This window comes from Helicobacter sp. MIT 05-5293, assembly GCF_000765665.2.
Classification (GTDB): domain Bacteria; phylum Campylobacterota; class Campylobacteria; order Campylobacterales; family Helicobacteraceae; genus Helicobacter_C.
In genome coordinates, this window is the sequence record NZ_JROZ02000001.1 from 862,452 (window position 1) to 874,642 (window position 12,191).

At 37.3% G+C, this 12,191-nt stretch carries 10 protein-coding genes; 4 read left to right on the plus strand and 6 right to left on the minus strand.

What is annotated here, in order from left to right; genetic code table 11:
* Positions 1-5: 5 nt before the first annotated feature.
* The 6 genes from rpmE to LS68_RS04425 all read right to left on the minus strand — a co-directional run bounded on the left by rpmE (position 6) and on the right by LS68_RS04425 (position 5,964).
* The gene (gene rpmE / locus LS68_RS04400; protein WP_034369766.1) at positions 6-209 is read right to left on the minus strand and encodes a 50S ribosomal protein L31; all 204 of its coding nucleotides are present in this window, start codon (positions 207-209) and stop codon (positions 6-8) included.
* A gap of 64 nt (positions 210-273) precedes the next feature.
* Positions 274-1,386: a DegT/DnrJ/EryC1/StrS family aminotransferase gene (locus LS68_RS04405; RefSeq protein ID WP_034369768.1), complete on the minus strand. Its 1,113-nt coding sequence runs from the start codon at positions 1,384-1,386 to the stop codon at positions 274-276.
* A 3-nt stretch (positions 1,387-1,389) separates the two neighbouring features.
* Positions 1,390-2,619 (minus strand): hypothetical protein, encoded by a 1,230-nt coding sequence (locus LS68_RS04410; RefSeq protein ID WP_034369770.1) that lies wholly within the window; start codon positions 2,617-2,619, stop codon positions 1,390-1,392.
* Positions 2,620-2,638: 19 nt separating this feature from the next.
* Positions 2,639-3,775, minus strand: a complete 1,137-nt coding sequence (locus LS68_RS04415; protein ID WP_034369771.1) for an Opr family porin — start codon at positions 3,773-3,775, stop codon at positions 2,639-2,641.
* 80 nt (positions 3,776-3,855) lie between these two features.
* The gene (locus LS68_RS04420; protein ID WP_034369773.1) at positions 3,856-4,737 is read right to left on the minus strand and encodes a radical SAM/SPASM domain-containing protein; all 882 of its coding nucleotides are present in this window, start codon (positions 4,735-4,737) and stop codon (positions 3,856-3,858) included.
* Positions 4,738-4,773: 36 nt separating this feature from the next.
* Positions 4,774-5,964, minus strand: coding sequence for a patatin-like phospholipase family protein (locus LS68_RS04425; protein ID WP_241993670.1), 1,191 nt, complete (start codon positions 5,962-5,964; stop codon positions 4,774-4,776).
* Positions 5,965-6,331: 367 nt separating this feature from the next.
* Here LS68_RS04425 and LS68_RS04430 point away from each other — a divergent pair, with 367 nt between their 5' ends.
* The 4 genes from LS68_RS04430 to LS68_RS04445 all read left to right on the plus strand — a co-directional run bounded on the left by LS68_RS04430 (position 6,332) and on the right by LS68_RS04445 (position 12,186).
* Positions 6,332-7,273: a radical SAM protein gene (locus LS68_RS04430; RefSeq protein WP_138091030.1), complete on the plus strand. Its 942-nt coding sequence runs from the start codon at positions 6,332-6,334 to the stop codon at positions 7,271-7,273.
* A gap of 111 nt (positions 7,274-7,384) precedes the next feature.
* The gene (gene htpG, locus LS68_RS04435) at positions 7,385-9,247 is read left to right on the plus strand and encodes a molecular chaperone HtpG (protein ID WP_034369568.1); all 1,863 of its coding nucleotides are present in this window, start codon (positions 7,385-7,387) and stop codon (positions 9,245-9,247) included.
* A 141-nt stretch (positions 9,248-9,388) separates the two neighbouring features.
* On the plus strand, positions 9,389-11,500 hold the full coding sequence (locus LS68_RS04440; protein ID WP_138091033.1) for a methyl-accepting chemotaxis protein: 2,112 nt from the start codon (positions 9,389-9,391) through the stop codon (positions 11,498-11,500).
* A 116-nt stretch (positions 11,501-11,616) separates the two neighbouring features.
* On the plus strand, positions 11,617-12,186 hold the full coding sequence (locus tag LS68_RS04445; RefSeq protein ID WP_034369620.1) for a hypothetical protein: 570 nt from the start codon (positions 11,617-11,619) through the stop codon (positions 12,184-12,186).
* The last annotated feature ends 5 nt before the right edge of the window (positions 12,187-12,191 follow it).

Sequence of the window (12,191 nt, forward strand, 5' to 3'; positions counted from 1 at the left end):
GGAGCTTATTTCATATTGTATTTTTGTCTAAATTTTTCAACGCGTCCTGTGATGTCAGTGATTTTATCACTTCCGGTATAAAAAGGGTGGCAAAAACTTGAAATATCAATACGCAATTCACTTTTTGTGCTTAGCACTTCGATTTGTTTGCCACTTGTTACACAAGTTACTTTGCAGGGAACATATTCGGGGTGGATACCTTTTTTCATAATACAATGTCCTTTGAGATAATTTACAAAACGATGATTATAGCCAATACTCATTTAATTTTTGCTAAATCATAAGCGCATTTAATGATTCTATGACTTTTATTTGCTCTTCTTGTGTAATAAATGCACTAAATGGGAGAGAGAAAATCTCTTCAGCCACACGCTCACTCACAGGAAAATCACCTTTTTTATATCCCAAAAATGCAAAACATTCTTGCAAATGTAAAGGCAGGGGATAATGCACGGCTATTGGCACACCTTTTTGATGCAAAGATTCTATGATTTTTTGACGCGAATGAGAAGAATTACACGCACGAATAGAGTATTGTGCATACACGCTGCTACGATCTTTGGGGATATAAGGCAATATCACACCTTGCAGATTCTCATTATAGAATCTTGCCTTTTCTTCGCGCAATCGTATCTCCTCTGCAAAATGTTGTAATTTTACATTCAAAATAGCACACTGCAAAGAATCCAAGCGAGCATTCATACCGATAATTTGGTGCGTATAACGCTCACTTTGCCCATGATGGCGCAGCAAAGTGATTTGATGATCAATTTCTTCATCATCGCAAAACACCGCACCGCCATCACCATAACACCCCAAAGGTTTAGAAGGGAAAAAACTTGTAACGCCTATTGTGCTAAGATGACAAGAGCGTTTTTGTTTGTAAGTTGCTCCAAAGCTTTGTGCAGCATCTTCAATCACAGGGAGCGCATAGCAAGAAGCAATCGAATTGATAGAATCCATATCACAAGGCATTCCAAATAAACTCACAGGCAAAATCGCTTTAGTTTTTGGAGTAATGGCTGATTCGATTTTATGCACATCAATATGATAAGTGCGCTCATCAATATCGACAAACACAGGTTTTGCACCAATAAATGCAATCATTTCAGCTGCAGCGATAAAACTAAAAGGAGAAGTAATCACTTCATCATTTGGTTTGATTCCAAGTGCAAGAAGTGCAAGAAGAAGGGCGGTTGTCCCGCTTGATGTGGTTTTAGCATAACGCGTCCCACTAAAAACAGCAAGGCTTTGCTCACAAAGCCTTACCTCCTCGCCCATAATAAAAGCACTTGATGACAAAACTTTAGAGATTTTTGCATCAAGCTCTGATTGGTAGGCGAGATATTGAGCCTTTAGATTGACAAAAGGAAATGTCTCTCTCACATTCTAAAAGCCAAATTTTGCGAATGCAAGCGCAGAATGTTGCCATTTGTCGCTGCTAGAAACAATAGTGTGTGCTCCGGTTCCGACATATCCAGCACCCACTTGGAAGTGCATTTGATTGCGTTCCCAAAGTTTAAACGCAACAACAGCAGAAAGCTCTTTATAATCTCCACCTGAATAAAGCAAGTCTAAATTGATGCGATTAGAGTCAATACCACCAAAGACATAGTAAGTAGAATCACCATAGAAACTTTGCCATGCACCATGCGCACCACTCATACCGCCACGATAACCATAGAATCGTGTTCTGTCACCAAAGTTAAGTAAATTTGGAGCATCTCCGCTTTGTCCGATATAACCCACACCGAGTTTCCAAAAGTCATTGAATCGCAACTCTTCATCAACCCAGAAAGTCAAGCCATTACCACTAGGACCACTGCCGACAAGATTATTCATACCCCATACAGCTCGTAAAGTCGTGAGAGAGCGAAGTGAGCCACTGCCTAGATCGATGAGGGCTTTTGCTCCCGCATTAAGCACATCATTTTTTGCCTTATTATCATCTCCCTCAGTCAAATAAGAAGCAAAAGGTGAAATCTTCAACACACCAAAATCAAAGTCCAAGCCTACAGAAGCAAGCTCACCAAGACCTGAAGCCTTTTTGATATGTTGATAAGTATCAAAGCTTGAAAGCTCATAACCTAAGCGATTGAAAGCTTGTCCAGCTCCGAGCTGTGAATTTCTCCAATACGCCCATAGTCCGATTTTACCACCATCGACATTAAGTGCTGCACCTTGTGTGTTACCATAAATCCAATCGACACCAGTGTAATTTTTGCGATCTTTGCCCATATAAAACTCACCAATGTCAAAGCGTCCGACTACAAATCGAAGATGTCCGCCATCATAGCGCAAATACGCATCAGAGACATCGCCATTTTTGGGGATTGCAATATCGCCTGTCTTTACGGGATCTCCTGTGCTATAAAAAGGATAAGCTCCCCAGCCACCGATACCGATTGCTAAAGCAGAGCCAAGCCCGACTTCAATCCCTACTCTTGCGCTTACATCAGCATATGCTTTTTGAATTTCGCCATCTTTCCCAGCAGTGCCTAACCCACCGAATCCTTGATGATAAAATGCACCTAAATGCCCAAAAGGTGTAACCTCTACAGCACTTGCACTCACAGCCAAAGCAGATGCTACTGCTACTGAAACATACAATTTTTTCATCTTAAACTCCTTTATCTATTTAGAAATTCACCTGACCGAAAACTCGAGTCAAAAGATAATTCCTGCCGTCATTTGCAAAAATTGAATTATCAAGTGTAAAATCGGCAGTATTTATCATTCCTATAATTTTTGCGCCAATTTTTATATTAGGAACAGGACGTGATGAGATTCCCACTTCCCAATTAAAAATCCTCTTGCTACCGATTCCTGTATGTCTGATTGCAGAATCTAGTTGCAAGTATTGTTTTATATCATATTCTAGGAAACCATACAAGGTAGTGGCGTTAGAATAAAATAAACCCTCTCTTCTTTCAAAGTAACTGCTTTGCCCAAAAGCATCGATTCCCGTAGCACCATTTTCTGCTACAGAGATCACTCCACCGCCAGCACTAAGCCCTTCCCATCGCGCACCACCTTCAAACCACACAAACCCACCATTACCTTTATTAGAAGCATGATCAATCACTTTATCACTGCGGCTTATATAAGATAAAAAGTGCATTTTCCCATATAAAAGAACACTTCTTGCATACATTTCAATAGTAATTTTTGCACCAAAAGAAGCAAAAGTCGATGGAGCAGCATAAAAATAAGGTGTGATTTTTAAGGGAGTTTCGGGGAGGTCAAGTGTAGCACCAAAATATATCGCTCCGATACTTCCGTAAGGGTTATAATAATTATCCATTCGGTATTCTGTTACATACGCTTCTTTCCATGCCCATATAAGGTCAAGCTTGAGATTCTGAATATCATCATAATTAATCTCCGCACCTTGAACATAATGCTTAATCCATTCACTATCTGTATGGAATCTCCCCACATACGCACTCAATCTGTTGGGATTCACAAAACTCGCATATAACTCTGTAAAAACAAAATTTTTCTTGACATCTGAAAAATCACCCGAATGAGATTGAAAAAGCGGTGTCGCTGCCCAAAATGAACCTCCGATGTTGATCCCTTGATAGCGCGAAGTCTCGTATGCCAAAGACGCATTCACATCTAAAAAGGTAGGCGCACCGCCTGTCATACCTTGATAATACATTCCCATATGACCGCTAGGTTCTCCTGTAAGTAGCCAACGACCTACATCAATACTATAAAGCGAACTCTCTAGCCCTACTAGGCATAACAGAAACATCAGTATTTTTCTCATAAAATCCCTTTTCAAGTTACTTCCCATTTCCTTTGGATTATCTTGTAAGGACTAGAGCAAAAATAATTCCATAAATTTTATTATTTAATATTTATACGATGATTCTGTGGGTATGTGCATTCTTGACATAATTGACAAGGAGGGATACCTTTTAAAAGTTGATGAGAAAAATCCTTAAAATGCTGTTGCTGTAAAATATCCTCTAAATTTTGTTCTACAAGGCTGCCAAAACTTGCCTTCCCCTCATAATCAATACAACAAGGCACAAGCCTCCCATCACTCAAAATACCGATTTGCTTACTCGCTCCATAGCAAATGTGTGAAGCGTTAGATTCTGTAAATTGCGGAGATAGACGATGATTTACCCATTCAAACGAACGCATAGGGTTAAGAAAAATTTTCTGTGCGAGTTTGATGCGTTGCGTCAATGGCGAGGGGAAGGATTGTCTAAAATGTGTCGCGATAGATTCTAGAATCTCACTCAAATAAAGTGAATGACACTTAATGTCGTTAGTTTGGATTCTAAGATTGATAAAAATAGGACAATTGCGTTTGAGATTCTCATCACACAAATCCAATATCCTCTCCAAATGCTCCAAACGCAAAAGTTGGGAATTGGCTAAAAAAGCACTTAATGAAAACGCGACTTGCACAAAAGGCGTATTTAAAAGCATATCAAAGTGTTTTTCACGCAAAAAAAGCCCTGTGGTTACCAAATCCACTTTTAACCGATAATGTTTGATGATTTCGATATAAGATTCAATATTTCTTAATGCCAAAGGGTCGCCGAGTATGTGCAAAGAAATGCGCTCACATCGTCCTACAAGCTGGGAGCAAATACGCTCAAACATCGCTAATTCCATTACGCCTCTTTGGCTTTTTCGCAATGATTGTGGGCAAAAATGGCATTGCAAACCACAATAATCGCTAAGCTCAATATAGACTTTTTTAAAAGTTTTCAATCATCTTCCTTATCACTGCTTCAAAATCTTTTATCATCAAATATCAATATGCTGGAGAAAGATTCTGAAAAATGCCTCAAGTAAAAGCTTATCATTTTGTGTATATTGCGAGAGTGCCTTTATCTCAAGAGGAGAGGTATAATGCCTTTGAATCTGCGCTAAAACTTCCGGAAGATGATAGATTTGAAGCGCGTCAAAATGCTGCATTTGGGATTCAACCAAAGTAAGGAGACATTCTTCTATATGATGAGAATCTAAAAGATTCATTACTTTATCGCTTAAAGGTGTAGATGCCCAAAACCCCTCCGGTGTAAGAAACTCCAATGCCTTTTGCAAACTCGAAGTAAGCGTGTCCTCATAAGCCAAAAGCTCACTTTGGAGAAGACTAGTCAAGCTTAAACGAAACGCTCGAATATACGCACTCATCTCACAAATATGAAAGCTAAAATCTCGCCCCATAAGCTTGCCAAAGCTTTTTAATGTATCCAAATACCCAAGTGTGATATTAGCACTCATCGTTGATTTATCAAAATCAAGCATTCCGCCTAAATGCTCTTTTGGCTGGATACATTGCACCAAAGGGTGCTTGCTGTATTTGTGTGGTTTGGGATTAAGCGCAATGGCAATCACATCTTGCGCACCTAATTGCCACGCAAAATCAATCGGGAGATTATCATAATATCCGCCATCGATATAGCCCTCATCACCAATCTCACAGATAGGAAATGCAGGGAAACACGATGCTGAAGCGAGAATCCATAGCTTTAGATTCTCTTTTGTCATACTGCTTTTGCGTTTTTGACAAGGTTGGAATGATGGAATCTTGACACTCACCAAGCCATAATCAACCGATGAATTGAAAAACTTTTGTTCATCGACATAAGCATTTAAAAGCGTTTTTAAAGGCGTTATATCCATACCTTTATTATCTCTATAGCTTTTTATAAAAGGAAGTAGCTTATCTTTGTGTTCAATATAATAATTTAAATCCGTGCGGAGATTAATGCCATTAATCATCACCTTATCAATATCAATATCTTGCCATAATTCTAAAGCTTTTTCATAATCCCCCTGCACCATCAAAGCCCCATTAAACGCTCCAATACTTGTGCCTGTAACAATATCATAATCAATATTTAAAGACCTAAGTGCTTTCCATGCACCGATTTGATATGAACCTTTTGAGCCACCTCCGCCTAATACGATTGCCCTTTTGATATGTTTCAATCTCTGTCCTTTTGTCGTGTATTGCTTTTATGGATTATTTTACTACAGAATCTTATAGTTTTTACATACGCGCACAACCAAAAAAGACAAATCATACATAATCCGCACGCATCGGTTTGGCAGATACAACACACTTTCATAAGATTTTATGATACAATATTTTCAAAAAAACACAGACAAAGGAGAAATATGCTAGCAAGTTACCCCCCCCCCCCAAGATAAAAAACTCTTTGACAAAAAGCTTTTCAAAGCACGATACATAAAACGCAATGCAACTTATGTAAGCAACTACTGCAGAGGACTAAGATTCAAAAAAGCAAAAGCTATTATCAAACAATACCCAAAACGCACATTTTCAATACTCTTTATGTATTTGATAAGGAAACTTCAAAAACATCACGAAAACACTGCATTAAAACTGCTTCATTTTTATTTTTCACTCCGCTTCAAGCTTGGCAAAGTAGATATTCCTTATTTTGAGCTTGTTTTGACCACAAAATGCACATTGCGTTGTGAATCTTGCAATAACCTTATGCAATATTTTCACCCCAAAAATCAATACACTTGCACGATTGAGGGTATAACACAAGCATTAGATAAACTTTTCACAGCCATAGATTCAATACAAAGCATTCGCATTATTGGCGGAGAGCCATTATTATTTAAAGATCTTGATAAAATCATTACTTATCTTGGCAAGCAAGAGAAGCTACTTTGTTTTAATATCGTTACAAATGGCACTCTGCTCTTCAGACAAGAAGCACTCCACGCATTGAATGCTTGCCTAAATGTAGAAGTTCATATATCTGATTATAGTGCCTCTGCTAATCTCAAGATTCCCTTAAAACGAGAAGCACTTATTAATCAGCTTAATACACACAATATCCCCTATTATGTGCTTTGGACAAACAACAATTCTTCATGGTGGGATCCGGGCAGAATCTACAAGCGTAACCGCACAAAAGAAGAGATAATATGCAATTTTAAGGCTTGTATGATGCCTTGTGTGAGCCTTATGAGTAATGAGGGAATTACAAGTGGTGAAAAAAATATTGCGCCAAGCGGTGCTTTGTTTGTGTGTCCCATTGCAAGCTCGCTTTCTCGTTTGCGTGGTCTTAAAGAGTTTGAGGGAGATTTTATCAATCTTTCAGATTCTAATCTAAAAACAAGAATCATCGAATTCTATGCCCAAAGCTTTTTTCAAGCGTGTGATTATTGTCATGATATGTGGTTAGAAAAAAAGTATATTCCCATTGCATTACAAACAGACAAGATACTAGAAATACAAAATACAACTTTATGTAAGTAAATTATGTAAGGATTTTGCAAAATAGAATCTTAAAAATAATAAAACATTAAAACACTTTTTGCTTTAATTGCGTTTTTTATTTTAAGAAATATTTTACAAAAGGAGAAAACAATGGCAACCAAACATTCCTTTCAAACTGAAATTGCGCAACTTTTGGATCTTATGATTCACTCTTTGTATTCCAACAAAGAAATCTTCTTAAGAGAGCTTATCAGTAATGCCTCTGATGCACTTGATAAACTTTCTTACCTCACGCTTACTCAAGATGAGTTAAAAAATCTCACATTCACGCCGCGTATTGATATTTCATTTGACCAAGACAAAAAAATCATCACGATTGAAGATAATGGTGTCGGTATGAGTGAAATTGATATGATGGAGAATCTAGGCATTATCGCCAAATCTGGCACAAAAAGCTTCCTTGCCCAACTTAGCGGTGATAAGAAAAAGGATTCTGCACTCATTGGGCAATTCGGCGTAGGATTCTATTCTGCATTTATGGTCGCTCATCGTGTAGTCGTGCAAAGCAAACGCGCAGGTGCGCAAAAAGCTTTTGCTTGGGTGAGTGAAGGTCAAGGAGAATACGAAATCGGTGAATGTATTAAAGAAACACACGGCACACAAATCACACTTTATCTCCGTGATGATGATGTGCATTTTGCTTCGCGTTGGGAAATTGAAAACATTATTCATAAATATTCTGAACACATTGCTTTCCCTATTTATTTACATTATACAGAATCAAACTTCGAGGGTGAGGGTGATGACAAAAAAGAAGTCAAAACAGAAAAAGAAGAGCAAGTAAATATTGCAAAAGCCTTGTGGAAGATTCCCAAAGCTGAACTCAAAGACAAAGATTATCAAGAATTTTACTCCAATCTCTCGCACGACAATTCCGAGCCATTGCGTTGGATTCACACCAAAGTCGAGGGGAATCTTGAATACACTACACTTTTTTATATCCCTAAAACTGCTCCTTTTGATCTTTATCGCGTGGATTATCAATCCGGTGTCAAACTCTATGTCAAACGCGTCTTTATTACCGATGATGACAAAGAGCTTTTACCACCTTATTTGCGTTTCATTCGAGGGGTGATTGATAGCGAAGACTTACCGCTCAATGTAAGTAGAGAAATCCTCCAACAAAATAAGATTCTCGCGAATATCAAATCTGCTTCAACAAAGAAGATTCTCAATGAAATCGCACAAATCAGCAAAGATGAAAAGGTCTATGAAGATTTTTATACTCAATTTGGACGAGTGCTCAAAGAGGGGCTTTACAGCGACTATGAAAACAAAGAGAAGATTCTCGAGCTTTTGCGGTTTGATTCACTCAAGAAACAAAATCTTTCATTAAAAAGCTATAAAGAATCAATGGGAGCGGACCAAAAAAGCATTTATTACCTTTTGGGTGAAAATAAAGATTCTATCAAAAACACACCGCTTTTGGAAAAATTCGAGCAAAAGGGCTTTGATGTGTTGCTATTGAGTGATGAAGTCGATGCGATTGTTATGCCAATGGTGGGTGAGTTTGACAAAACACCACTTAAAAGCATTAATTCTAAAGAAGCCCTTGAAGAATTAGGTGAAGAAAGTATTGATGAAAACACACAAAAAATCTTTGAGAAAGTCATAAAAGGATTCAAAGACACATTAGGCGAACGCATTGCTGATGTCAAACTCTCCGCATTGGGGGATTCTCCACTGACACTAATTAAAGAAGACGCTAATCCTATGATGAGTTCCTTAATGGCTCAAATGGGGCAAAAAATCCCCGAAAACAAGCCTACTCTTCAAATCAACATTGCGCACCCTATTTTTGAAAAACTTAAAGATTCAGACGATGAAGAAATCTCTCAAAGTGCTTCTTTGCTCTATGATACCGCGTTAATCCTTGAGGGAGGAAGTCTTCCAAATGCGAAAGATTTTAGTGCAAAAATATATACGCTATTGTTACAAAATCTCACATCTTAATGATAATCTTTACAAAAAAAAAAAAAAAGAATTTTAAATAAATATTTAAAGGTTTAAAATTCCATTTTGAGTTTTTAATAATCCTAAAAACTCAAACTCAACAATCAAATAACAACACAAAATATTGTTAAGGAGGATTCTATGGGTTTCTACAATAGATTTTCTATAGCTGCAAAGATTATTTTTTCAATCTGTTTGGTAATAGTTTTATGTATCATTGGAATGAGCGTCGTCGTCTCTATCACTTCAAAAAAAATCTTAATCACGGAAAGTGAGAAGCTACTCTCCAACACTGCTGTCCGTTACAAAAACTTTCTTTCTGGTTATGTTGATGAGATTTATGCCACGACATTAACCACACAAAGTAGCATTGATGCAATGCTTGATGAAGATATAAAACCTGATGAACGACTTTTAAAGGCTGTCCTTAGCAATATGATTGATGTCAATCGTTATTCTGCTGGTGGATTTATTATTATGAATAAGGCATATACAAATACACATTTGCGCACTTCAAGCACCCTTCCCACAGGAGAATTTGCAATTATGGGTATTGACAAAAATCCTTCAAGCGAAGGTGGGGTAGATATTTTTACTTTGCCTACGGAGTTGCTTAAACAAATACCTTCGATCATGCAAAACATCAACAGCAATAAGCTCTCAATGACTCCTTCTCATGATGTAGAAATTAAAGGTCAAAAATTCTACATCAAAGGAGTAATTGTCCCTATCATCGATGCTTCAGGCAATACAATAGGGATTGTAGGGAATTTCTTAGATCTTGAAATTATAGAAAAACGTTTGGCAAACTCCATTTTAGATACTTTTGAAAAATCACAACGTTTTGTTTTAAACAAAGATGGTATCATAATTTTTAACTCCAATGTTGAGCAATATTTACAAACACGACTCAAAAATTTAAATGAGCTCAATCCTCAACCCCATACAACTGCGCTAATTCAGGCTGTTGCAAATCATACAGATGGCATTTATGATTACACCAATCTAAGAGGAGATTGGTCAAAAGTTGCGTTATCTACTTTTGAATTATGGCCCGGCACAAATGAATATTGGACAATCGCCTCTGTCGCTCCTTATGAATCTATCGAACAACCTGTCCAAGACTTGAGACTACTTTTAACTATTGCAGGTCTGCTTACCGTCGTAGTAATTGCATTGTTTATTTTTGTCTATACTCGTTCGACTATTGCCAGTAGGATTCATCATATCTCTGACACACTCTTTGCGTTCTTCAAATATCTTAATCACGAAAGTAAAGAAGCACCTAAACCTCTTAGAATCATTGCCCAAGATGAATTAGGAAAAATGGGATTAGCCATCAACGACAACATTGAAAAAACACAAAAAGGACTAGAGCAAGATTCTCATGCAGTAGAACAATCTGTCCAAACTGCAAAAGCAATAGAATCTGGAGACTTCACTGCAAGAATCACTAAATCTCCTCATAATCCTCAACTCAATGAACTCAAAAATGTGCTTAATCATATGCTTGATGAATTACAAAGCAAGATTGGTTCAGACACTAATGAGATTTCACGAGTCTTTGACTCCTACACCAAATTAGACTTTACCACAGAAGTAAAAAATGCTAACGGAAGAGTAGAAGTCGTAACCAACACATTAGGAGAAGAAATCAGAAAAATGCTTCGCACAAGCTCTGATTTTGCTCACACACTTTCTGAAGAAGCAAAGTCTCTTGCAGAAGCAGTTACTAATCTTACTAACCTTACTAATTCTCAAGCAAGCAGTTTAGAACAAACTGCTCAAGCAGTAGAAGAGATCACTTCATCAATGCAAAATGTCAGTGGTAAGACAGGAGAAGTGATTCAACAAAGTGAAGACATTAAGAGTGTGATTGGTATTATCCGAGACATTGCAGACCAAACTAATCTCTTAGCTCTTAATGCAGCTATTGAAGCAGCAAGAGCAGGAGAACACGGCAGAGGATTCGCAGTCGTTGCTGATGAAGTAAGAAAACTTGCAGAAAGAACTCAAAAGTCTTTAGGAGAAATAGAAGCCAATACAAATCTTCTCGTGCAATCTATCAATGATATGGGAGAAAGCATTAGAGAACAAACCACAGGTGTTACTCAAATCAATGAAGCTATCTCTCATTTAGAATCTGTTACACAAGAGAATGTAGAGATTGCTAATGCAAGCTCTGAAATCAGTGAGAGAGTAGATAAGGTTGCTAAAGATATTTTAGATGATGTGAATAAGAAGAGGTTTTAGGGATAAGAGTGAATTTTAGCTTTTGAAGTTCCAATACCACATTTGAGGTTCTAGAATCTTAATGTGGTATTGGGTTTTGTGCTAGATTAAAAGCCATAACACACATTAAGGGAAAAATGAATACCAATACAGATACTAAAGAAACCCATAGAATCCTCAAAAATTTTGATTTTAACTTCACCAAAGCAGAAAATTTCAGCTTTTTTCAAAAAATATGCAAATACCTAGCTATTGTTCTATTACTACTTGAGTATCTCATTTTTAGAATATTAGCCCATGAAGAAATTGCAAATCTTTTTATTACAGCCCTATTTACGACAGCTCTTATACTTTATTTCAAGAAAGAGACTTTTAGAATTTCTTTACTAATGTCTTACGTTGCAGTTATTGCTTTATGTTGGTATTGCAAATTGATTTTATGGGGAGATGTAAATCTTGGCACAGGCGTAGAGCTAGAAGAAATGCTTAGTGGTATGGCAGCATCAGCACAGATCACCACAAAAGAAGTAAGCAATTTGCTTCATTCTGTGCTTAGTAGTTTATTTTTCTTTACGCTCTTTTTTGTTGTGTTTCTATTTTCGCGTAGCTTCCAATCCAAAATGCCACTTGTATTTTTAATCTATGTGATAAGCATTCCAATTTGGATACTTCTTAAGCTAACAATATGGAGTGTCGAATTTGCATAGAATCT